Origin of the sequence: Sphingomonas sp. Leaf208 (assembly GCF_001421415.1) — a bacterium.
Taxonomy (GTDB): domain Bacteria; phylum Pseudomonadota; class Alphaproteobacteria; order Sphingomonadales; family Sphingomonadaceae; genus Sphingomonas.
In genome coordinates, this window is sequence record NZ_LMKH01000012.1 from 97,636 (window position 1) to 120,522 (window position 22,887).

Consider the following 22,887-nt stretch of genomic DNA (forward strand, 5'->3'; position numbering starts at 1 on the left):
GCTGTTCCCCCGCGGAGGCGGGGGTCCAGGGTACCAACCGCAGCGCTGCTTGATCCTGGGCCCCCGCCTTCGCGGGGGAACTAGATACGATCGACAACCGTGAGCCCCCCTCGCTTTCACGACCAGATCGGGTAACGGGTGCGGCATGGTAGATTCGACAGCCCCTACGCCAGCGCTCCGGACCGTCCGGGCGAACGACACGCTGCTCTGGGGCATGACCAATGCCGAGCGGATCCGGCGGATCGGCGTCGCGCAGGGTCTGGCCACCGACGGCGATGGCGACACCGGCCCGGTGATCCTCGCCAACCTCGCCTACGCGTTCGACCCGATGTGGATCGCGTATCTGAAGACCCGGCCCGGCACCGTCGTGACGCGTACCGGCGTGCCCGTGCTCGCGCATGTCCGGGATGCCGACGAGCGTGCGCGGATGATCGCGGCGATGCTCGGCGAGGCGCCGCTGGTGACCGGGCTGACGGTGATCGCCGCCGAGGCCGAGGAAGGCATCTTCAACGAGGCGTTGCGCAAGCGCGAACGCCCGTTCGCCGAACTGCTGACCCCCGCCGCGGTGCCGGCGATCGAGCGCGCGAGCTATGTCGGCGCGTATAAGGGCGTCACCGATCTGCTGACCAAGTATCTGTGGCCGGAATGGGCGCTGGCGATCACGCGGGTTTGCGCGCGCGCCGGGATTACGCCCAACCAGGTGACCGCGCTCGGCTCGGTGCTGTGTATCGTTGCGACGGTGGCGTTCTGGTATGGCTGGTTCTGGACCGGGCTCGCGACCGGGCTCGTGTTCATGGTGCTCGATACCGTCGACGGGAAGCTGGCGCGATGCACGATCACCTCGTCGAAGCTCGGCAATGCGTGGGATCACGGGGTCGACCTGGTGCATCCGCCGTTCTGGTGGTGGGCCTGGGCGGCGGGGTGCGCGCCGTACGGGCGACCGCTGGAGGACGGCGTGTTCTGGGCGGTGATCGGGACGATGCTGTTCGGCTATGTCGCGCAGCGGCTGATCGAGGGCGCGTTCATCGTCCGGTTCGGGATGCACATCCATGTTTGGGAGCGGTTCGACAGCTGGTTCCGGCTGATTACCGCGCGGCGCAATCCGAACATGGTGATTTTGTTTGCGGGGTTGCTGGTGACGCGGCCGGACTGGGGGATCATTGGGGTCGCCGCGTGGACCGCCATCTCGCTGGTGGTGCATCTGGTAAGGCTGGTGCAGGCGATGGTGCGCAAGGCCAAGGGTGAGGTGTTGGTGAGTTGGCTGGCTTGAGGGCTTCGCGGGGTCGCATACCTACTAACGCCAACTTCCCTTCCTTCCGTTCGTCCTGAGTAGCCATCGAGTAGCTGCTCTTGCAGCGTATCGAGAGGGCGTATCGAAGGACAGGTTGGCGCGCGGAACCCATGCTTCGATACGCGCCCTCGATACGCTTCTACGAAGCTACTCGGTCGCTACTCAGCACGAACGGAAAAGGGGGGGGACGGCAGCTTGGCAGCGCGAGAATTAAGTTATTCTGCGCGCAAAGGCTTAGGCCGCCCGATCCACCACAGGCAGAAGATCGCCAGCGCGTACAGGAAGCGGCTGTGGTCGCGCTTGCCCGCGCGGTGATCGGCGAACACCTTGTCGACCGCGCCAGCGCGCCAGATGCCTTGCTCGCGGACGCCGCTGTCGCGCCAGAGCTGCTCCGCATACGCACCGAAATCGCCGGCGAACCACGCGGCAAGCGGCATCTGGAAGCCTTGTTTACGTCGATCGAGGATCCCTTCCGGCAACCACGGCGCGATCGCCTGGCGGATGACGTATTTGCCGATTTTGCCGTGCAGCTTCACGTCGGCGGGCATCGACAGCGCGAGGTCGACCATCCCCTGCCCGAGCATCGGGACGCGCACCTCCAAGGAATGCGCCATGCTCGCGCGGTCGACCTTGGTGAGCATCGCGCCGGGAAGGTTGAGCGCGAGGTCGGCGAGACCGAACTGCTCGAGCGTGTCGGTCGAGATCGCGTCGGGATCGGGGAAATATTCCGCGACCAGTGCGGCGATCCCGCCTTCTTCCTCGGCGATGAACTCGGCGGAGAATATCTCGCGGCGGAAGGCTTCGTTGGTGATCTGCGTCTTGGCGAAGAACCGTGCGATGCCGTTCGGGAGTGCAGCGCTGCCGGTGGTTTTCCGCCAGCGCTGCAACACGGCGTTTGCATGCCGCGAGGGCAAGGTCGGCACCGCGTCGAGCGCCCGCGCCAGGCGACGCAGCGGCGCCGGCAACAACCCGATCCGGCGTTCGGTCGCGTGGCGCTTGTAGCCGAAGAACAGCTCGTCGCCGCCATCGCCCGACAGCGCGACCTTCACCTCCTGCGCGGCGATCTGGCTGACGTACCAGGTCGGCACCGCGGACGGATCGGCGAACGGTTCGTCGTAGCAAGGCTGGACCTCGGGCAGCATCGCCTGCGCATCCGCCAACTCCAGCGTGCGCGTGACGTGGTGGCAGCCGAGATGCCGCGCGATCGCCTCGGCATGCGGCGATTCGTCGAAGCGCGGGTCGGGGAAGCCGATCGTGAAGGTGCGCACGGGTCGATCCGACACCTGCGCCATCGCCGCAACCACCGCGGACGAATCGACACCGCCTGAGAGGAACGCGCCGACATCGACATCCGCGACCATCTGCTTGCCGATCGTGTCGAGCCATTCGTCGCGGAAGCGCTCGATCCACGCAGCCTCGGGCCGGGGTTCAGAGGGATGATAGGCGGGAGTCCAATAGGCACGCATCGTCGGCGTGCCGCTCGCCTCGACGGTCATCACGTGGCCCGGCGGCAGCGTGCGGACCTGCGCGTAGATCGAGCGCGGGGTGCGGACATGGCCGAAGCTGAAATAATCGTGGAGCGCGCGACGATCGACGTCGAACGCCATGCCCGGCAGCAACGTCAGCGTCTTCAGCTCGGAGCCGAACGCGAACCCTGCGGCCTGGTCGGTGTAGTAAAGCGGCTTGATCCCGATCGGGTCGCGCGCCAGCGTGAGGCGGCGGGCGTGCGTATCCCACACCGCGACCGCGAACATGCCGTCGAGCCTTGCCCAGACGTCGTCGCCCCAGCGTTCGTAGCCGGCTAGGATCACCTCGGTATCGCCCGCGCTCTCGAACACGCGGCCGAGCGCCTGCAGCTCGCGCCGCAATTCGCGGAAATTGTAGATCTCGCCGTTAAAGACGAGCGCATAGCGGTGGTCGGGCGAATGGAACGGCTGGTGGCCGCCCTCGATGTCGATGATGCTGAGCCGGCGCATCCCGAAGCCGAAATCGCCATCGGTCATCACGCCCTGGTCGTCGGGTCCGCGGTGCAGGATCGTGTCGCACTGCGCCGTAACGAGGCGGGGCGAGACGACACCGCCACCTCGTGCGTAAAGGCCGGCAATTCCGCAGATGACGAACGATCCCTCGCATGACGGCAGCACCGCCGCCCGATCGCGCGGTCTAGGAGCCGACCGCCGCTTTGTCACCTCCGGGCCACCCTAGTACCGCCGGGCATCTTGCCGCCCTCGCCATCGCGCTCTAGGGGCCGGTCGCAGATGGTTCAGGACCCCGCGCCCATTCCGGTTACCACCGGCTCGACCGGGATTTTCCGGGCGGCGGCGCGCAACCTCGGCTGGCTGCTCGCCAGTCGCAGCGTGCTGGCGATCCTGTCGCTGTTCTATCTCGGGTTCGCGACGCGCACGCTGGGCGTGGTCGATTTCGGCCGGTTCGCGCTGATCTCGGGGGCCGCGCAGGCGCTGGCCACCTTCGTCGGCTTCCAGACGTGGCAGATCATCGTCCAGTACGGTGTCGAGCTGATCCAGCACGGCGACACGCCCAGGCTCGCGCGGCTGCTCCGGCTGTCGGCGATCCTCGACATGTGCAGCGCGCTGGTCGGCGCCGCGCTGACCGTGGCGATCCTGTTCGCGTGGAGCGACGGGTTCGGCATTCCGCCCGACCTGATGCGCGACACGCTGATGTTCGCGGTAGTGCAGCTGATCACGATCCGCTCCACCCCGCTGGGCATCCTGCGACTACGCGACAAATTCTCGTTGTCGGCGGTGGCGGACAGCATGACGCCGATCATGCGCTTCGTCGGCGCGGGCGCGGCGATGATCTTCGAACCGACGATCCGTGGCTTCATGCTCGCCTGGGCGGTCGCCGAGATCGTTACCGCCGCGACCTATTGGATCATGGTCGCGAAAAGTGGCGACCTGCGCCTGCTCGCGAGCGGCCGGGGCAGCTGGCAGCAGGTACGCGATGAAAATCCCGGCATCGTCCGCTTCTCGCTGAGCACCAACGCGAGTGCGACATTGGGCCTGTCGAGCAAGCAGATCCCGCTGCTGCTGGTCGGTGCGTCGATCGGCCCGGCGGCGGCGGGGGCGTTCCGGCTGGCGACTCAGTTGGCGCAGGCGCTGGCGAAACTGTCGCAGATGCTGTCGCGCGCTGCCTTCCCCGAGATCGTCCGCGCGGTGCGCACCGCCGAGCCGTCGCGCCTGCGCCGCATCCTGATCCGGACGATGCTGGCGAGCACCGCCGCCGCGCTCGTCATCCTCGCCATCGTCGCGCTGGTCGGCGAACCGATCCTGAAGGTCGTCGGCGGCAAGTCGTTCGTCGGCGCGTATCCGGTGCTGTTGTGGCTCGCCGCCGCAGGGTGCTTCGACCTCGCCACCGTCAGCCTCGACACGGTGATGACCGCACTGCACCGCGCCGGCACGGTGTTCGCGATTCGCGCGGTCGGGGTGCTGTTGCTGTTCGTCACCGCCTTCGCGCTGATGCCGACCTATGATTCGACCGGAGTCGCAGCCGCGGTCGCGGTCGGTTCGGTCGCGGTGGCGATCCTGCTCGGGTTCGCCGCCGCGCGGATGACGCGTACGCCCTCCGAGCCGCAGGCGATCGACGGAGCGTAGCGCGCGAACGACGAACGCCCCGTTCGCGTCGCAAATGTCATCTGTGCGCCGCGCTCCGGCCATCTTTTCCGCGCTTAAGTCCTGTCATGAAGACTGTGGTTTCCCTTAGCCTGGGCGCGGCGGCGCTGCTGATGCCCGTCTCGGCGCAGGCTGCCGAGGCGTGTGAGGGCACGCCCGGCGGCGGCAACGCCAAGCTGATCGTCGAGGCGACGGCGATGCACAACGCCGTCGGCGAGGTCGCATTCACCGTCTATCCCGATGACAAGAAACGGTTTTTGGCGAAGGGCGGCAAGCTGGTGCGGGCGCGCGTGGCGGCAAGCAGCCCGCGCGCGTGCTTCTGGCTGAAGCCCGGCCACTATGCAGTCGCACAATATCACGACGAGAATAGCGACCATGATTTCAACCGGACGCTGTTCGCGCCGAAAGAGGGATTCGGCTTTTCCAACGATGCGCCGACCTCGATCGGGCTGCCGTCGTTCGATGCGGCACGCACGGCCTTGGCCCCATCCGGGACCGTCGTGCGTATGAAAATGCGGTATCGCCGGTGATCCCAAATCCGCTGGTTGCAGCGGAACGGAAATCTTCCTGACACAAATTTGTAGCGGTTATGTACCGCGACGGGTATCTTATATCGTGGCCGATGCTGTTTCGAACTTCCATGCCTTTGGCGGGCACCCTCTTTCGCCACCGGCGCCGCCGGCGTGGCTGCCCGAAGGCATGTTCGATCCGTCGGCATCCGAGCGGTACGGCGTGAGCCCGCGCGACGCGGCGGCGAAGATCCGTACCGGCATCATCTGCAACCCGAAAAGCCACCGCAACCGCAGCAGCGTCGAGGCGACCAAGCCGTTCCTGTCGGGCACCGTGCTGGCCGTGACCCCGCGCACGCAGGCCGAACTCGCTGAGGTGCTGACCGATTTCGCGCGCCACGGCATCGAGTTGCTGGTGATCGACGGCGGCGACGGCACGATCCGCGACGTGATGACCGCTGCTGCGCGCGTTTGGACCGGTGCCGCGCCGCGCGTGGCGATCGTGCCGTCGGGCAAGACCAACGCGCTCGCGCTCGATCTCGGCATCCCCGATAGCTGGACGCTCGACCAGGCGCTGACCGCCGCGCGCGCCGGCAACGTCAAGATCCGCAGCCCGATCGAGGTCGTCCGCAAGGATACCGGTGCGCGTCTGCACGGCTTCCTGCTGGGTGCGGGCGCGTTCGTCGACGCGACCGCGCTGGCGCAGCGCACCCACCGCGCCGGCGCCTTCAACGGCGTCGCGGTCGGTCTCGCGCTGTGCTGGGCGATCCTCCAGACGCTGTTCGGGGGCGCGAACAGTTCGTGGCGCGCGGGCAACCGGATGCGGATCCGATTCGAATCGCGCGGCGACGAAGGCGTTCATGCCGCGGGCAGGAACACGGACAGCGATCGCGCCCGCTACATCCTTCTCGCCTCGACGCTGAAGCGGATGCCGATCGGGATACGACCGTTCGGCGTGCCCCGCGCTGGACTGAAGACCTTGCTGGTCGATGCGCCGCCGCGCTGGTTGGCCGCCGCGACGCCGCTGATCGTTGCCGGTTCGCCGGCCGCGTGGCTCGATCGCGCAGGGTATCACCGGATCGATTCGCCAAGCTTCGACCTGTCGATGGACTCGGGCTTCATCCTCGACGGCGAGGTCTATCCGGGCGGCGACCTGACCATCCGCGAGGCACGCGCGCTGCGTTTCGTCGTCCCGTGATCACGTTGGGCGACGTCGTCCGCCGCCAGTTGCACGTCCCCACCATCGCCGCGGTCCGGGACGTCGCGACGATACTTGCGGGGGATGCGCCCGAGACCGCGGCGGTACTGTTCTACGGTTCCAACCTGCGCACCGGCGAGACCGAGGGCGTGCTCGATTTCTACGTGCTGACCGCCGGCCCGCCCGAGCGTGGCCTGTGGCCGACCGTGAGCTACCGCGAGTTCGACCTCCACGGCGAGACGTTGCGCGCGAAGATCGCGACGATGCGGATGGCGACGTTCGCGAAGGCGGCCGCCGCGCAGACACTCGATACGACGATCTGGACGCGTTTCGTCCAGCCTTCCGCGCTCGTTTGGGTCCGCGATCCCGCCACCGCTACGAAGGTCGCCGTGGCGATCGGCGATGCGGCGAAGTCCGCCGCGCGCTTTGCCGCCGCGCTCGGTCCGGAAACGGGCACCGCCGACGATTATTGGCGGGCACTGTTCCGCCAGACCTATGCCGCCGAACTCCGTGTCGAGCGCAAGGGCCGCGAGGGCCAGATCCTCGGTTTCGATCCGGGTCGCTACGCCGAACTCCTGCCGCTTGCCTGGACCGCCGACGGGATCGCCTATCGCGACGAAGCCGGCATGTTGAAGCCCGACCTGTCGCCAGCGCGTCGAAACGCGTTGCTGCGTGCGTGGGGCCGTCGCCGTCGGGCGGGCAAGCCCCTCAACGTCGCACGGCTGGTGCGGGCGGCGTTCACCTTCGAAGGTGCCGCGCGCTATGGGGTGTGGAAGGTCGAGCGGCATACCGGCGTCGCGGTGCCGCTGACGCCGTGGCGCGAAAAGCATCCGATCCTTGCCGCACCAGGCGTGTTCTGGCGGGTCTGGCGGGCGCGTGCGCAAACCGGGCCGAAAACGGTATGAGCGCGGATGTTCGAGGCTTCAACGCGCTGATCCTCGCCGGCTCGCGCGGCGGCGTCGATCCGGTCGCGGCCTATGCGGGCGTGTCGCACAAGGCGCTGATCGTGCTCGACGGCGAGACGTTGCTGGCCCGCGTCGCGCAGGCGTTGCGGGAAGCAGGCGCGCGATCGATCGCCGTATCGGTTTCCGACGACGCAGTCCGATCAGCAGCAACCGCGCTCGGCCTCATCGTGCTCGACGCGGCATCCGGTCCCAGCCGCAGCGTCCGCGACGGAATCGAAGCGCTCGGCGCGCCCCTGCTGGTCACGACCGCCGACCACGCGCTGTTGCAGCCCGAATGGGTGACGCGCTTCCTCGCCGACGTCCCCGCACAAGCCGATGTCGGCGCGCTCCTAGCACGCCAGGACGTCATCGAGGCCGCTGCGCCGGGCACGCGCCGCACTTATCTGCGCTTTGCCGACGGGGCGTGGTCGGGGTGCAACCTGTTCTACTTCGCAACGCCGCGCTCGGTCGCCGCACTCGATCTCTGGGCGCAGGTCGAGGCGGACCGCAAGCGACCATGGCGGATCGTTCGGCGGCTCGGGATCGGCACGTTGATTCGGTATCTGTCTGGCCGCCTGACGCTGGTCGCGGCGATCGCGCATCTCGGTCGCCTCGCCGGCCTCGACGCGGCCGCCATCGCCAGCCCGTTCGGCCTGGCCGCGGTCGACGTCGACAAGCCCGCCGATCTCGACTTGGTCCGGACGCTCGTCGAACAGGCTTGAGCCGTCGACCGCCTGCGCCAATTCCGCGAAGAAATAGCTCGGCCTGCCGTTCGCCCCTGTCCCCAAAGGCCGGGTTGGTGCAAAGCGCCGCGCATGCAAACGCTCGCGCCCCAACCCGCCTCATCCGCCATCACGACGACCTCGATCGGCATCTATGGTAGCGCAGGACGCATGGGCCGCGCGATCGTCGAGGCGATCGAGGCGGCCGGCGCATCGCTCGCCGGCGGCGTCGATGCGCGCGAGGACCCGAACCCGCTCGCCCGAATCGCCGACGTGCTGGTCGATTTCTCGACGCCCTCCGCGGTCGAAGCGCACCTCGCCGCCGCGCGTGCCGCTGGTACCGCTATCGTCATCGGTACGACCGGCCTGTCGCCGCAGCACCAGTCGATGATCGACGACGCGGCGAAGGACATCGCGATCCTGCAGACCGGCAACACCTCGCTCGGCGTCACGTTGCTCGGCATTCTCGTCCGCGAGGCCGCCGCGCGTCTCGGGCCCGACTGGGACGTCGAGATCGTCGAGATGCACCACAAGCACAAGGTCGACGCGCCGTCGGGGACCGCGCTGCTGCTCGGCGACGCCGCCGCGAAGGGCCGCGGCACGACGCTCGCCGAACTCCGCGTCGACAGCCGTGCGGGGCTCGTCGGCGCGCGCACCGAAGGCACTATCGGCTTTGCGTCACTGCGCGGCGGATCGGTGATCGGCGACCACAGCGTGATCTTCGCCGGCGAAGGCGAGCGGATCGAACTCAACCACCGCGGCGACGACCGCTCGATCTTCGCACGCGGTGCGGTGCGTGCGGCGATCTGGCTCGCCGGGCAGCCCGCCGGACGCTACCGGATGGGCGACGTGCTCGGGCTGTAAGGGCGTGAAGAAAGCCGACGTCATCGAGTTCTACGCGCGTCTGGCCGAAGCCGATCCGCACCCCGAGACCGAGCTGGAATTCGTCAATCCGTACACGCTGGTCGTCGCGGTCGCCTTGTCGGCGCAGGCGACCGACGTCGGCGTGAACAAGGCGACGCGCGCGCTGTTCCGCGAGGTCGACACGCCCGAGAAGATGGTCGCGCTCGGGCTCGACGACCTGAAGCGCCACATCAAGACGATCGGGCTCTACAACACCAAGGCGAAGAACGTCATCGCGCTCTCGCAGATGCTGATCGACGATTATGGCGGCGAGGTGCCCAATGACCGCGCCGCACTCGAGCGCCTGCCGGGCGTAGGCCGCAAGACCGCCAATGTCGTCCTCAACGTCGCGTTCGGTGCGGAGACGTTCGCCGTCGACACGCATATCTTCCGCGTCGGCAACCGTACCGGCCTGGCCCGCGGCAAGACCCCGCTCGCGGTCGAACTGAAACTCGACAAGGCCACCCCGCAACCGTTCCGCCTGCATGCGCATCACTGGCTGATCCTGCACGGCCGCTACGTCTGCAAGGCGCGGACGCCCGAATGCTGGCGCTGCATCGTCAGCGATCTGTGCGCGTACAAACCCAAGACCCCGCCGCCTAAGGGTAGATCGCTCGCGAGTCCGGCACCGGAGCCGGACATCGATCCGGCAACCGGCGAGGCCTGATCGCGAAAACGTCTGGCGCACCCCGGTTTGCTTTGCTAGGCGGACCGTCCGGCACCCGTAGCTCAGCTGGATAGAGCGCTGCCCTCCGAAGGCAGAGGCCACTGGTTCGAATCCAGTCGGGTGCACCAAAGTTTATTTCGAGATTTGTCAAAAGCCCTGTTGCTGCGATGTCGGCAGGCGTGCGCTGGTCGACTGCCGCGCGGTGTACCGCGCAACCTCGCTTTAGGTCGTATGATCTCTCGGTTCAAACAACCGGTTTCTATGAATCGTCGTGCAGCGGCTTTTCGAGACCTGCTAGCGGAACTCCGTCTCGACGAAGATCGGACCGACCGTGGGGGTCGCGAGGATCGGCTCCGCCAGGCCCGGCGCTTGCGCTGGCACAGGCCGTCGGATCATGCGGTGGCCTAGTCGCACCATCGGCTCTTCGACGGCATGATAGACGACTGCCGCGATGAGTATCGTCGCGCTCAGCACGACCGCGACGTAGCGTAATGCCGACCCCGGATCGCCCGCGATCAGGATCGTGCCGCACGCCAGGATCACCGGTCCGTGGAACAGGTAGACGGAATACGAGATGGTCCCGAACCACTTTGCTACACGCCGATATACCGAACGGCGGCCAACCGCGCGGCCGGTATCCGAGCCAGCGCCGACGACTCCCACGAACAGCAGCAGCGCACCAATATACCCTAAAGTCGGCGCGAGGTTGAAACCTGGGGCGCCGACCGGCGGGACCGTCATGAACTGGACGACGGGCACGATCGCCAGGAAAAGCCCGCAGAGAATCCCCGCCAGACGCACCGCGATCGCATTACGCTCGAGCATCGCCAGTCGCAGCATCGTTCCCAGCAACATCAGTCCCAAATTCAGCGGCAGGTCGGCGGGCAGCCGCTTGTCGACCAGATGCGACGCCAGTGCGAGCAACAGCGCTGCACCGAACAGCGCGACGATTCCTCCGGCCAAGACGAACGGCGCACGCAGCCCCCCCCAGGCAACGAGGCAGGCGGCCAGCACGTAAAACGCCATCTCCGTTGCGAGCGTCCAATAGGCGACAACGATATCGGGCTGACCGACATAATGCTGGACCATGGCCACATTGGCTACGATCGTCACCGGCGCAGGAGCGGGCGCGCCTGTCATATGCAGCACCAGCAGCGCAAGGCCCAGCGACAGCCAATAGGCGGGATACAGGCGAAATGCGCGGCTGATCGCGAATCCGCGGACCGGACGATCGGTGCGAAAACTGAACGGGATGACGAACCCGCTGATCAGAAAGAACAGCGCGACGCCGAACCGCCCGAAGTGGAAGATACCGTCGAACAGCAGCACGCCGGCCTGTTCGATCGGAAGGGGAAGCGCGTGCGTCGCTATGATGGTCTCGGCAAGGTGCTGAAACAGAACGAGCAACGCGGCAAATCCGCGCAACATATCAAGCGTTTCGATCCGGCCTGAGCGATGAAGGCGCGAGCCGTCGAAGGGGATGCGCCCCATGCCAGCTGCTGTCATTGCTCCCCCGCTTCCAAGACACTTGTACGCGGCGAAACTTTTTCTAGCAAACTCGGTATCTTACAATGGCCCCAAAACGGGTCAATCAGTTCAGCTTACCGCTGGCATCCTTTGCGTTTGAGCATCTTACGCGCTTACCGGTCGTCACTACTGACGCGACCGGTTAGCCAGTTTGTCGGAAGCCCACAGGTTTGTGTGGCCGGCCATCATCTTCATTCGGCCTGATGTTACCGCTCCGGTGGGCCAGCCTTTTGGTCGGGTCGCTTGTTGGCAACGACGGCTGATAGGATAGCGGACCGGGCTCGATCCACCCACGCCCGCTCGCCGTCCTGCCCCCGCGGAATGCCGTTAGAAGCGGATCTTGCGTTCCAGTTCGTTGGTGCGGGTTGCGGTTTTCGTAACGAGGCAGGCGGTGTCGATCGTTTCTCCATCGATCTTGCACTCATAGTCGCGCGCCTTGAGCCAGGATCGCTGTTCGTCGCGCAGGGCGATACGTTGCGCCGGTCGGCTCGCGAGTTGCCGCATGACCTGCTGATAGGCCTTGTTCAGCCGCGCGTCCTGCGACGCCATTTCGGTCTGCGCGCAGATACCGCCCTGCACCGTGTTGCCGCGAGCCCGCGCCTGGCACGCTATGTACCGGTCGGATATCCCGGCGGGTGCCACCTGTGCGAGGACAGGCGCCCCGGCCGAAACCACAACCGCCGCCGCCGCCGCCAACATCTTCCACTGCATCGCTCGCTCCCCTGCCGCATGATCGGTGCCGGGAGTGTAGCGACGGGCCAGCCGCTCTGTCTACGCTCCGGCTAGCGGCGCTTGAGCCGGACCAGCGCGGCATCGAGCGCGGAGAGGAAGCTCGACCGGTCGGTCTTGGAGAACGGTGCGGGGCCGCCGATGATATCGCCGCCCGCCCGCAGGTCGGCCATGATCGCACGCGTGGCGATGGCGCCGCCGATCGAGCTGGTGGTGAAGGGCTTGCCGGTGTTGGCGAGCACGGTCGCGCCGGCCTTCACGCAGCGATCGGCGAGGAGGATGTCGGCGGTGATCACGACCGACTTCGCATCGGCCTGTTCGGCGATCCAGTCGTCGGCCGCGTCGAAGCCGTCGCTGACCACGATGCGCGAGATCAGCGGGTGGACGGGGATGCGGAAATGGCTGTTGGCGACGATCGTCACGGGGACTTCGTGGCGCCACGCGACCTTGTAGATCTCGTCCTTTACCGGACACGCATCGGCGTCGACGAGAATTCGGATTGGGGCGTCAGTCATTCAAATCCTCCCCCGCCAGGGGGAGGTGGCAGGCGTAGCCTGACGGAGGGGGAGGCATCCACCACATCTGTCGCGTATCCTCCCCCCTCCGTCACCTTCGGCGACACCTCCCCCTTGCGGGGGAGGATCGCGTTAGCTCAGCTGCGCTCGCGGTTGCCGCGGTACGGCGGCTTCCGCGCGGGAGCCGGTCCGCCACGCGGGGCCGCGCGGTGCAGCGTCGAGCGCGGACCGCTCGCATTGCTGCGACCACCGCCGCCGCCATCATGCCGCGCGCCGCTCTCGGGCGCGCCTTGCATCGCCTCGATCGCGACGCCGCTCTCTTCCTCGCCAGCCTGCGCCGTACGCTGGATCGCCGCCGAGAACCGCGACGCAACCGCGCGGGGGATCTCGAACGCCGTTTCGTTCGGGCCGATGCGGATCGCACCGATCTCGGACTTAGTGATGTGCCCGCGACGGCAGATCAGCGGCAGGATCCAGCGCGGATCGGCGTTCTGGCGACGACCGATGTCCATGCGGAACCAGACCGTGTCCTCGAACCCCGCGCGCGGCCCCTGCGAACGCTCGTCCTGCGTCGGCTGCTTGCTCTGGTCGATCAGATCCTCGGCCTGCGGCATCGTCGCACGGTGCATGTGCACCAGCGCCGCGGCGATATCCTCCGGGGTCTTCTCGGCCATCAGGCGGACGGCGAGTGCGCGATCCTCCTCCTCGACCTCGACCGGCTGCAACAGCATGCCGATCAAGCGCTCATGATCGTTCTTGCGGATGTCCTCCGCGGTCGGGGCGTTGACCCACTCCGCGTTGATCTTCGCACCACGGAGCATCATCTCGACGCGACGACGACGCGGGAACGGCACGATCAGGACGGCAGTGCCCTTCTTACCCGCACGACCGGTGCGACCCGAGCGATGCTGGAGCGTCTCGGCGTCACGCGGCAGCTCGACGTGCACGACAAGGCTCAGCGTCGGCAGATCGATGCCGCGAGCTGCAACGTCGGTCGCAACGCAGACGCGTGCGCGACGGTCACGCAGAGCCTGAAGCGCCGCGTTACGCTCGTTCTGCGAATGCTCGCCGGACAGCGCGACGGCGGCAAAGCCACGCTCGACCAGGCTCGCATGCAGATGGCGCACATTGTCACGCGTCGCGCAGAACAGCATCGCCGTCTCCGCCTCGTGGAAGCGCAGCAGGTTGATCACCGCATGCTCGATCTCGGACGGCGAGACCGTGACGGCCTGGTACGAGATGTCGCCATGGCCGCGATCCTCGCCGACGGTCGAGATCCGCAGCGCATCCTTCTGGTAACGCTTGGCGAGCGCGACGATCGGCCGCGGCATCGTCGCCGAGAACAGCAAAGTGCGGCGCTGCTCGGGCGACGCATCGAGGATCTGCTCGAGATCTTCGCGGAAACCCATGTCGAGCATCTCGTCGGCCTCGTCGAGCACCGCGACCTTCAGGGCCGACAGGTCGAGCGCGCCACGCTCGAGGTGATCGCGCAGACGGCCCGGCGTACCGACGACGATATGCGCGCCGTGTGCGAGCGAACGACGCTCCTTCGAGGCGTCCATGCCGCCGACGCAGGTCGAAATGCGCGCACCGGCCTTGGCATAGAGCCACATCAGCTCGCGGCTGACCTGGAGTGCGAGCTCGCGAGTCGGCGCGATGCAGAGGACGAGCGGCTTGTGCGGCGCGGGCAGGCGCTGGACGCCGTCCTCGCCGGCTTCACCGAGCAGCTCGCCGGCCATCGCCAGGCCGAACGCCACGGTCTTGCCCGAGCCGGTCTGCGCCGACACGACGAGATCGCGACCGATCGCATTGTCCTCGATCACATGAGCCTGGACGGGGGTAAGCGCGGTATAGCCGCGCGCTTCGAGCGCCTCGGAAAGAAGCGACGGAATATTTGTAAAAGGCATGTACGTCCTAATTGGTGGCCGGCTTACGCAACGGCAAGGCACTGGCGTGGTGGTCCCTACAGGACTTGACCCGCGGCCCACCCGCTCGCCCATGCCCATTGGAAGTTGTAGCCGCCGAGCCACCCTGTGACATCGACCGCTTCGCCGACTGCATACAGCATTGGTACGCGTTTGGCTTGCATTGTTTGCGATGACAGTTCCGCGGTGCTGATTCCGCCCGCGGTGACCTCGGCCTTCGCATAGCCTTCGGAGCCGTTTGGCGTGAATTGCCAATGGCTTAGCGCCCGCTCGGCGTCCTGGAGCTTGCGGTCGGTGAGCGTGGAAATCTCGCTCGTCATCCCCAATCGCTCGCTCAAAGTCTCCGCGAGTCGGTCCGGAAGCGTGCTGCCGAGCAGTTTCCGCAGAGTCGCACGCGGCGTGGTACGCTTGGCGGCGGGAAGCCAGCCGGACTCGCGATCGGGGAGGAAATCGATCCCGACGGGCTGACCGTTGCGCCAATAGGACGATGCCTGGAGGATCGCGGGGCCGGACAGGCCACGGTGCGTGAACAGTGCGGCTTCGCGAAACGCGGTCTTGCCGGCGGTGGCGACGACTTCGGCAGCGACACCGGAGAGTTCGCGGAACAGCGTCTCGTCGCCGCCGAGCGTCAGCGGGACGAGTGCGGGGCGTGGCTCGACGACCTTCAGGCCGAACTGCCGCGCGAGATCATAGGCGAACCCGGTCGCGCCCATTTTCGGGATCGATGGGCCGCCGGTCGCGATGACGAGCGCAGGGGCGGTGACGGTGCGGCCGTCCAGCGACACGCGGTAGCGACCGTCCGCATGGTCGACTCCGGTGACCGCGCGGCCGGGCGACAGGTCGACGCGGCCCTTGTCGCATTCGTCGAGCAGCATTTCGACGATCTGCTTTGCGGAGCCGTCGCAGAAGAGTTGGCCGAGCGTCTTCTCGTGCCACGAGATGCCGTAGGATTCGACAAGCGCGAGGAAATCCTGTGCGGAATACCGGCCGAGCGCGGATTTGGCGAAATGCGGGTTGGCGGAGATGTAGCGGTCGGCGGCGGTGTGGACGTTGGTGAAATTGCACCGCCCGCCCCCGGAGATCAGGATTTTCTTGCCCGCCTGGTCGGCGTGATCGACGAGCAGGATTTTCCGCCCGCGCTGGCCTGCGACCGCGGCGCACATGAGACCGGCTGCGCCTGCGCCAAGGATTATCGCGTCGTAGTCGGACAAGGGTCGCTCCGTGCGGCTTGGTTGGGCGAGCCGCTAATTAACAGTGTTTCCCCGCGAAGGCGGGGATCCAGACTGGGCTCCCGCCTTCGCGGGAGAACAAGAAGGGATGGTCGCTGTAGCGTGTTCGGGAGTGGCCACAAAGGTAGTGAACTGTTCCCGAGTCCACTAAAATGCCGCGCACGGACGCTGCACCTCCCCGGCGAAGGCCGGGGCCCAGTTGGGGGCCGGCAGTGGCGCAAGTTGCGCCTCGTTACAGCCACCTTTCCGACTGGGCCCCGGCCTCCGCCGGGGTGGTGCAATTTGGGCGGGGTGGTGTCTCCCCCGGTGGTGCCATTCGGAATGGCGCCAAATGGAGAAGCCACGGCCTCCGAAGGTTAGTGGAGCACGCTAACGCCCCTTCTGCTCCCTCTCCCCTCCGGGGAGAGGGTCGGGGTGAGGGGTAGCCAAGCAGTGCGCCGCTCGGAACAGCCCCTCACCCAACCCTCTCCCCGGAGGGGAGAGGGCTCAGGACCCACAAATTACCGCAGCTTGGCGATATTCAGCGAGTCTTCCTTCGCCCGAACCTTCACCGACTCCTCGCTCCGGGTAAGCGCCTTGGCGATCGCCTTCAGCGCCATGCCCTTCTTCGCCAGCGTATGCAGCTTCTGGATCTCGTCCTGCGTCCAAGCCTGACGATGCCGTTCGAATTTCGCCTCAGCCATCAGCCATCATCCTTGTCGATCGCCAGAACCTCGATCGCGTCCGGCTTGTCCGCAAACGCAACCGTCTCGCCAACCGCAGCCCCCATCAGCGCGCGCGCCAACGGTGCCGAGAACGCCAGCCGGTCCTCGCCAGGCTCAGCCTCGTCACCACCGACGATCGCGATCACGCGTTCCATCCCGTTCATCCGAACCCGAACCCGCGAACCGATTCCGACTTCATCATCCTCGGGCGAAGGCGCGAGTGCGGCGGTCGTCTGCCGCGTATGCCAATAGCGCAGGTCGCGCAGCAGCAGCTTGCGCGCCTCCTCGTCGGTTTCAGCCGCAACCGCCGCCTCGATCTCCGTCACCCGCTCGCCGAGTAGCCGCAACCCCCGCGCCGTGACCAGATTAGGCCCCGGCGCGATCGGCTGCTCGAACTTGGGTTCGAGATGTTCCTCGTCACTCTCGCGACGAAACGCGACGCTCATGCCCTTACTTCAGGCACGCGACGATCCCGGCGATCGCCGCCAGCGTGCCATCGACGTTCTTCACCTTCACGACGTCGAGCCCAAGCTGCTCCGCCGGATAATCATTCCCGCCCGGGAAGATCGCGTCGCCGATGAACATCATCTTGTCGAGCGCGATGCCGCTCGCCTCGTTGAGCTTCTTCAGCCCATACGCCTTGTCGACACCCTCGCGCGTGATGTCGATCGAGGTCGCGCCGCCCATGTTGATCGACAGCCCCGGCAGGCGCTTCTGCAGATCGGCCTGGATCACCTTGCGCTTGGCGAAGTCGGGATCCCAGCTGTGCTTGGCATCGATCGGCGCTTCCTGACCGAGCGCGGAGAACGTGATCTGGCTGCCACGATCCTCGATCCGCTCGCCCCAGGTCTTTTCCGGCACGAACCCGGTGGCTTCCAACGACTCGTCGAACGCCTTAAGGATCTTCTGCTTCTCGTCGTCCTCGAACAGCTCGGCATACACCGCGCGCCATTCGCCATCGAACCGGTACAGCTTCGTGCCCGTCGTCGGCATCAGCCACAGCTTGGTGCGATCGGCTCGCTCGGGCAGGCGCGACGCGACCTGCTTTTCGAACTGCGGCCAGTCGCCGCCCGAGATCACCGCGACATGCGCGACGTCGAGCAGGTTCGCCAACGCCTCGCCCATCGGCTCCTGCAAGGGCTGCTTGCTCTCGGCCAGCGTTCCGTCGAGGTCGAAGGCAACGAGGTCTTTCATGCGGAAACTCCGGTCAGGATAAAGGTGTCGATCGCGTGCGCGACGCCGTCGGCATCGTTCGCGCTGGTAATCTCGTGCGCGACGTCGCGGACGGCTTGCGGTGCATTTCCCATCGCGATCGCCAGCTTGGCGCGCTTGAGCATCGCGATGTCGTTGGCCTGATCGCCGATCGCCGCGGTCTCGGTCAGCGAGATCCCGAACGCGTCCGCCAGTTCCTCGATCCCACTGCCCTTGTTGCCGGCCACCGGCGTGATGTCGAGATAATAGGTCTGCGACTGGACGATCGTGGCCTGCGAATCGAACTTCGCGGCAACCTTGGCATGCAGGTCGCGCAACAGGTCCTCGTCGTCGCTGACGAACGTGACCTTGTCCGCCTTGGCGAGCAGAGCGGTGAAGTCGGAGACGATCACCGGATCCTGCGCGGAGGCCTTCTTCTCGCTGCCGACATGGCCGCCCTTTTCGGTGCTGGCGTACCAGACGTCGTCCGCGAAGAACCACGTATCGACCGGCGCGTCACCGATGATATCCATCGCACCGCGGACGACGTCGACGTCGATCATGTGGTGCTCGATCACGGTGCCGTCGCGCTTGAAGACGATCCCGCCGTTGAACGCGCCCATCGGCTCGTCGATGCCGAGCAACTCCGCGATCGGCATCATCCCCGAGCGCGGCCGCGCGCTGATGATCGTGAAGCCGAGGCCGGCCGCCTTCAGTCGCTTGACCGCGTCGACGGTGGCGGGCGTAACCTTCTTCTCCTTGTCGACGAGCGTACCGTCGACATCGGAAACGAGGAGCTTGATATCGCTCATGCCACCGCTCACTGGGGCATCTCGACGTGACCGCCAAAGCCATAGCGCATCGCCGACAACAGCTTGTCGCCGAACGTATGGTCCACGCGGCTACGATAGCGCGCATACAGCGCGGCGCTCAGCACGTTGGCGGGCACCTTCTCCTCCATCGCCGCGTCGATCGTCCACTGGCCCTCGCCCGAGTCCGCGACGCTGCCGCTGAACCCTTCGAGCGTGCCGTCCTTCGCCAGCGCGATCGCCGACAGGTCGAGCAGCCACGACGAGATCACGCTGCCGCGACGCCAGACTTCGGCGACGTCGGTCAGGTTGATGTCGAAGCGCTCCTCCTCGACGACGTGCTCGCCGGATTTGCCCTTGAGGATGTCGAAGCCCTCGGCATAGGCCTGCATCAGGCCGTATTCGATGCCGTTATGGACCATCTTGACGAAGTGCCCGGCACCCGAGGGGCCTGCATGGATATAGCCCTTCTCGGCGCGCGGATCGGCCTGGCCTTCGACGCGGCCCGGCGTGCGGACGATCGTCCCCATGCCCGGCGCGAGCGTCTCGAAGATCGGATCGAGCAGGTCGACCGTTTCCTTGTCGCCGCCGATCATCATGCAATAGCCGCGCTCGAGACCCCACACGCCGCCCGACGTGCCGACGTCGACATAGTGGATGCCCTTCTCGGCCAGTTCCTTCGCGCGGCGGACGTCGTCCTTGTAGAAGCTGTTGCCGCCGTCGATGATGATATCGCCCGAATTCGACTTCGCGGCGATCGCCTGGACGGTGCTCTCGGTCGGCTCGCCTGCGGGGACCATGACCCACCAGATCGCCGGGGTGTCGAGCTTGGCGTGCATGTCGTCAAGCGAGTCCGCACCGATCGCGCCGTCGGCAGCGAGCTTCTTCACGGCTTCGGCATCGCGGTCGAACGCGACGACTTCGTGGCCGTTCTTCATCAGCCGGCGCGCGATGTTGCCGCCCATCCGGCCGAGGCCGATCAGTCCGATCTTCATGGGGAATTCCTTGCTTACCCCCTCTCCCCGCCGGGGAGAGGGTTGGGGTGACGGGCAGTTGGGGAGGGCAGCGCTCGCGGCGCCCCTCACCCCGGCCCTCTCCCTGGAGGGGAGAGGGGGCAGAAGTTACGCCGTCGCGGGCTGCTTCTTGGCGATCGAGCCGAGCAGGTCGTCGAACGCCTTCACGAACGAAGCGACGCCCTCCTCGACCAGCTTGCCGGTCACGCCGTTGAGGTCGAGACCCAGCCGCTCGGCTTCGGCCAGCGTGTGCTTGGCGCCCTCGACGTCCTGCGTGATCGTCTCCGCTGCGGTGCCGTGGTCGCGGAACGCGTCCATCGTCTTGGGCGGCATCGTGTTGACCGTATCCTTGCCGATCAGCGTGTCGATGTAGAGCGTATCGGGATAGCTCGGATCCTTCACGCCGGTCGACGCCCACAGCAGACGCTGCGGCTGCGCACCCTTGGCGGCAAGCGCCTGCCAGCGGTCCGACTTCAGGAAGTCGAGATACCATTGATACGCCATCTTCGCATTGGCGATCGCGACCTTGCCGCGCACCGCCTTCAGCGCCTCGGCATCGGCATCGCCCTTCTCAAGACGTGCATCGATCTCCTTGTCGATCGACGAATCGATCCGGCTGACGAAGAAACTGGCAACGCTGGCGATCTTGTCGATCGGCTGCCCCTGCTTGACGCGCTCCTCGAGACCCGCCGCATACGCCTCCGCAACGCGAATATACGCGTCCAGTGCGAACAGCAGCGTGACGTTGACGTTGATACCGCTCGCGATCGTTGACGAGATCGCCGGACCGCCCGCGAGCGTCCCCGGGATCTTGATCATCAAGTTCGGCCGATCGACCATCCCCCACAGCTTCTTCGCCTCGGCGATCGTCGCGTCGGTATCGTCCGAAATGTACGGCGACACCTCAAGACTGACATAGCCGTCCTTCGCGTCGAGCTTGTCATAGACCGGCTTCAACGTCTCCGCCGCCGCCTTGATATCCTGGATCGCCAGATGCTCGTAGCGGTCGATCGTCGCCGCGCCGGCATGCTGCTTGTCGTACTCGGCCAGCGTCGAGTCATAGGCATCGCCGTGACCCATCGCCTTTTCGAAGATCGACGGATTCGAAGTGACGCCGGTCAGGCCATCCTCGTCGACCAGCTTCTGGAGACCACCGGCCTCCAGGAACTTCCGGTCGACGAAATCGAGCCATACCGCCTGGCCGAAGCCTTCGAGATCGTTGAGCGCACCCATCACTTGGTCTCCATCACTTGGCGGGCGACCTTGACGACATTGTCGACGGTGAACCCGAACTTGTCCTGCAGCTTGGCGAGCGGTGCCGAAGCCCCGAAGGTCGACATCGTCACGGTCGCGCCGTCGAGGCCGACATAACGGTCCCAACCGATCGACCCAGCCATCTCGACCGCAACGCGCGCCCGCACTTCGCGCGGCAACACGCTTTCCTTGTACGCGGCGTCCTGCAGTTCGTAGCGATACCAGCTCGGCATCGACACGACCCGGCTCTTCACGCCGTCCGCCGTCAGCTTCTCGTGCGCCTCGACGACCAGCGACACTTCGCTGCCGGTCGCGATCAGGATCACGTCGGGCGTGCCGTCACTATCCGCGAGGACATAGCCGCCCTTTTCGAGCCCGTCTGCGCTCGCATATTTGGTGCGGTCGAGCGTCGGGAGAGCCTGGCGCGACATGATCAGCGCCGCTGGCGTGCTGGCGTCCTTCAGGACCGCCTTCCACGCCGCGACGACTTCGTTCGCGTCGCTCGGGCGGATCGTGTCGAGACCGGGGATCGCGCGCAGCGTGGCGAGATGCTCGATCGGCTGGTGCGTCGGGCCGTCCTCGCCGACACCGATCGAGTCGTGCGTGAACACCCAGATCGCGCCGACTTCCATGATTGCGGACAGGCGCACCGGCGCGCGCATGTAGTCCGCGAACACCAGGAAGGTGGAGCCGTACGAACGCAGATGCGACAGCGCCATGCCGTTGACGATTGCGCCCATGCCGTGTTCGCGGATGCCGAAATGGAAGTTCCGGCCGGCGTAGTTCTCCGCCTCGAACGAGGGCTGGCCCTTGATGTCGGTCTTGGTCGACGGCGCGAGATCGGCCGAACCGCCGATCAGCCACGGCACCTTGGCGGCGATCGCGTTGAGCACCTTGCCACCCGAATCGCGGCTGGCGACGCCCTTGGCATCCGCCTCGAACGTCGGGATGTCGGCATCCCAGCCCTCGGGCAGCTCGTCCTTGAGCAACAGATCGAGCTCTGCGGACAGCTCGGGATAGGCACCACGATACTTGTCGGTCAGCGCGACCCACTCGTCGCGCAGCTTGGCGCCACGCTCCGCGATCGCACCGTTGAAATGCTCGATCACGCCGTCGGGCACGTAGAACGACTTGTCCTCGGGCCAGCCATAAGCCTTCTTCGTGATGCGGATATTCTCCTCGCCGAGCGGCTCGCCGTGCGCCTTCTCGCTGCCTGCCTTGGGGCTGCCGTAGCCGATGACCGAATGCACGACGATGAAGGTCGGCTTGTCATTGGTCGCCTTGAACGTCTCGATCGCGCGGCTCAGCGCGGCGGTGTCGTTCGCGTCGTCGATATGGATGACGTTCCAGCCATAGGCGTCGAAGCGCAGGCCGACATCCTCGTCGAACGCGAGATCGGTCGCGCCCTCGATCGAGATATGGTTGCTGTCGTAGATCCAGCAGAGGTTGCTGAGCTTGAGGTGGCCGGCAAGGCTCGCCGCCTCGGCCGAGACGCCCTCCATCATGTCGCCGTCGCCACAGATCGTGTAGACGTCATGGTCGAACAGCGTGAAGCCATCCTTGTTGTAGCGCGCCGCAAGCCAGCGCTCGGCGATCGCCATGCCGACCGAATTGCCGCAACCCTGGCCGAGCGGACCCGTCGTGGTCTCGACGCCGGTGGTGTGGCGATATTCGGGGTGACCCGGCGTCTTCGACGACAGCTGGCGGAACTGCTCGATATCCTCGAGGCTGACGGCCTCCTTGCCGGTCTTATTACCGTCAGCGTCGATCTCTTCGATCTTGGCGAGGTGGATCAGCGAATAGAGCAGCATGGACGCATGGCCGACCGACAGCACGAAGCGATCGCGGTTGGGCCAGTCGGCGTGTTTGGGATCATAGCGCAGGAACTTCGACCAAAGCGTGTAGCCGACCGGCGCGAGCGCCATGGGGGTGCCGGGATGGCCCGAATTGGCCTTCTGCACCGCGTCCATCGACAGCGTGCGGATGGTATCGATCGCCAGACGCTCGGGGGAGCCGTCCTCGTGCAGCATAGGGTCCGCCTTGGTGGGGGCGGTTGCGGTATCGGTCATGGAAGAAGCCTCGCTCTAGACGGTGACCGAACGCCGCGCATCCGATCTGGTTGCCAACA

Annotated in this window: 21 protein-coding genes and 1 tRNA gene; 9 read left to right on the forward strand and 13 right to left on the reverse strand. The window is 66.4% G+C overall.

Annotation, left to right across the window (positions count from 1 at the left end; genetic code table 11):
• Positions 1 to 145: 145 nt before the first annotated feature.
• Positions 146 to 1,270, forward strand: coding sequence for a CDP-alcohol phosphatidyltransferase family protein (locus ASE69_RS06675; protein ID WP_056484604.1), 1,125 nt, complete (start codon positions 146 to 148; stop codon positions 1,268 to 1,270).
• 236 nt (positions 1,271 to 1,506) lie between these two features.
• Here ASE69_RS06675 and asnB read toward each other — a convergent pair whose 3' ends face one another.
• Positions 1,507 to 3,435: an asparagine synthase (glutamine-hydrolyzing) gene (asnB, locus tag ASE69_RS06680; RefSeq protein ID WP_235518240.1), complete on the reverse strand. Its 1,929-nt coding sequence runs from the start codon at positions 3,433 to 3,435 to the stop codon at positions 1,507 to 1,509.
• Between the two features lie 114 nt (positions 3,436 to 3,549).
• Between asnB and ASE69_RS06685 the strand changes: the two genes are divergently transcribed.
• The 8 genes from ASE69_RS06685 (at position 3,550) to ASE69_RS06720 (ending at position 9,991) form a co-directional block, all read left to right on the forward strand.
• On the forward strand, positions 3,550 to 4,902 hold the full coding sequence (locus ASE69_RS06685) for a lipopolysaccharide biosynthesis protein (protein WP_056484605.1): 1,353 nt from the start codon (positions 3,550 to 3,552) through the stop codon (positions 4,900 to 4,902).
• Positions 4,903 to 4,988: 86 nt separating this feature from the next.
• On the forward strand, positions 4,989 to 5,450 hold the full coding sequence (locus ASE69_RS06690) for a DUF2141 domain-containing protein (RefSeq protein WP_056484607.1): 462 nt from the start codon (positions 4,989 to 4,991) through the stop codon (positions 5,448 to 5,450).
• A gap of 85 nt (positions 5,451 to 5,535) precedes the next feature.
• The gene (locus ASE69_RS06695) at positions 5,536 to 6,627 is read left to right on the forward strand and encodes a diacylglycerol/lipid kinase family protein (protein WP_156362213.1); all 1,092 of its coding nucleotides are present in this window, start codon (positions 5,536 to 5,538) and stop codon (positions 6,625 to 6,627) included.
• On the forward strand, positions 6,624 to 7,532 hold the full coding sequence (locus ASE69_RS06700; RefSeq protein WP_056484610.1) for a hypothetical protein: 909 nt from the start codon (positions 6,624 to 6,626) through the stop codon (positions 7,530 to 7,532). Before ASE69_RS06695 ends, ASE69_RS06700 begins: the two co-directional genes overlap by 4 nt.
• Positions 7,529 to 8,293, forward strand: a complete 765-nt coding sequence (locus ASE69_RS06705) for a nucleotidyltransferase family protein (protein WP_056484611.1) — start codon at positions 7,529 to 7,531, stop codon at positions 8,291 to 8,293. The genes ASE69_RS06700 and ASE69_RS06705 overlap by 4 nt, the downstream gene beginning before the upstream one ends.
• 93 nt (positions 8,294 to 8,386) lie before the next feature.
• Positions 8,387 to 9,157, forward strand: a complete 771-nt coding sequence (gene dapB / locus ASE69_RS06710) for a 4-hydroxy-tetrahydrodipicolinate reductase (RefSeq protein ID WP_056484613.1) — start codon at positions 8,387 to 8,389, stop codon at positions 9,155 to 9,157.
• 4 nt (positions 9,158 to 9,161) lie between these two features.
• Positions 9,162 to 9,863 (forward strand): endonuclease III, encoded by a 702-nt coding sequence (gene nth, locus ASE69_RS06715; protein WP_056484614.1) that lies wholly within the window; start codon positions 9,162 to 9,164, stop codon positions 9,861 to 9,863.
• A 51-nt stretch (positions 9,864 to 9,914) separates the two neighbouring features.
• Positions 9,915 to 9,991: transfer RNA gene (locus ASE69_RS06720), tRNA-Arg, on the forward strand.
• Between the two features lie 166 nt (positions 9,992 to 10,157).
• Here the strand turns inward: ASE69_RS06720 and ASE69_RS06725 are convergent.
• The 12 genes from ASE69_RS06725 to tkt form a co-directional block, all read right to left on the reverse strand.
• Positions 10,158 to 11,291, reverse strand: coding sequence for an acyltransferase family protein (locus ASE69_RS06725; RefSeq protein ID WP_162236858.1), 1,134 nt, complete (start codon positions 11,289 to 11,291; stop codon positions 10,158 to 10,160).
• A gap of 426 nt (positions 11,292 to 11,717) precedes the next feature.
• Positions 11,718 to 12,101 carry a lysozyme inhibitor LprI family protein gene (locus ASE69_RS06730; RefSeq protein WP_056484618.1) on the reverse strand — a complete coding sequence of 128 codons (384 nt, stop codon included), beginning with the start codon at positions 12,099 to 12,101 and terminating at the stop codon, positions 11,718 to 11,720.
• 71 nt (positions 12,102 to 12,172) lie between these two features.
• Complete coding sequence (locus ASE69_RS06735; protein WP_056484620.1) at positions 12,173 to 12,634, reverse strand: YaiI/YqxD family protein; 462 nt, start codon at positions 12,632 to 12,634, stop codon at positions 12,173 to 12,175.
• A 137-nt stretch (positions 12,635 to 12,771) separates the two neighbouring features.
• Positions 12,772 to 14,541 carry a DEAD/DEAH box helicase gene (locus tag ASE69_RS06740; RefSeq protein WP_056484622.1) on the reverse strand — a complete coding sequence of 590 codons (1,770 nt, stop codon included), beginning with the start codon at positions 14,539 to 14,541 and terminating at the stop codon, positions 12,772 to 12,774.
• A gap of 56 nt (positions 14,542 to 14,597) precedes the next feature.
• The gene (locus tag ASE69_RS06745; protein WP_268795483.1) at positions 14,598 to 15,770 is read right to left on the reverse strand and encodes an NAD(P)/FAD-dependent oxidoreductase; all 1,173 of its coding nucleotides are present in this window, start codon (positions 15,768 to 15,770) and stop codon (positions 14,598 to 14,600) included.
• Positions 15,771 to 16,288: 518 nt separating this feature from the next.
• On the reverse strand, positions 16,289 to 16,471 hold the full coding sequence (locus ASE69_RS06750) for a hypothetical protein (protein ID WP_055881387.1): 183 nt from the start codon (positions 16,469 to 16,471) through the stop codon (positions 16,289 to 16,291).
• On the reverse strand, positions 16,471 to 16,938 hold the full coding sequence (locus tag ASE69_RS06755) for a GreA/GreB family elongation factor (protein WP_056484627.1): 468 nt from the start codon (positions 16,936 to 16,938) through the stop codon (positions 16,471 to 16,473). Before ASE69_RS06755 ends, ASE69_RS06750 begins: the two co-directional genes overlap by 1 nt.
• A gap of 4 nt (positions 16,939 to 16,942) precedes the next feature.
• Positions 16,943 to 17,686: an HAD-IIB family hydrolase gene (locus tag ASE69_RS06760; protein ID WP_056055166.1), complete on the reverse strand. Its 744-nt coding sequence runs from the start codon at positions 17,684 to 17,686 to the stop codon at positions 16,943 to 16,945.
• The gene (locus tag ASE69_RS06765) at positions 17,683 to 18,495 is read right to left on the reverse strand and encodes a Cof-type HAD-IIB family hydrolase (protein ID WP_200924134.1); all 813 of its coding nucleotides are present in this window, start codon (positions 18,493 to 18,495) and stop codon (positions 17,683 to 17,685) included. The genes ASE69_RS06760 and ASE69_RS06765 overlap by 4 nt, the downstream gene beginning before the upstream one ends.
• An 8-nt stretch (positions 18,496 to 18,503) precedes the next feature.
• Positions 18,504 to 19,487 carry a phosphogluconate dehydrogenase (NAD(+)-dependent, decarboxylating) gene (gene gnd, locus ASE69_RS06770; RefSeq protein ID WP_056060803.1) on the reverse strand — a complete coding sequence of 328 codons (984 nt, stop codon included), beginning with the start codon at positions 19,485 to 19,487 and terminating at the stop codon, positions 18,504 to 18,506.
• A 126-nt stretch (positions 19,488 to 19,613) separates the two neighbouring features.
• Positions 19,614 to 20,738 (reverse strand): transaldolase, encoded by a 1,125-nt coding sequence (tal, locus tag ASE69_RS06775; RefSeq protein WP_056484631.1) that lies wholly within the window; start codon positions 20,736 to 20,738, stop codon positions 19,614 to 19,616.
• Positions 20,738 to 22,828: a transketolase gene (gene tkt, locus ASE69_RS06780; RefSeq protein ID WP_056484633.1), complete on the reverse strand. Its 2,091-nt coding sequence runs from the start codon at positions 22,826 to 22,828 to the stop codon at positions 20,738 to 20,740. The genes tal and tkt overlap by 1 nt, the downstream gene beginning before the upstream one ends.
• Between the last annotated feature and the right edge of the window lie 59 nt (positions 22,829 to 22,887).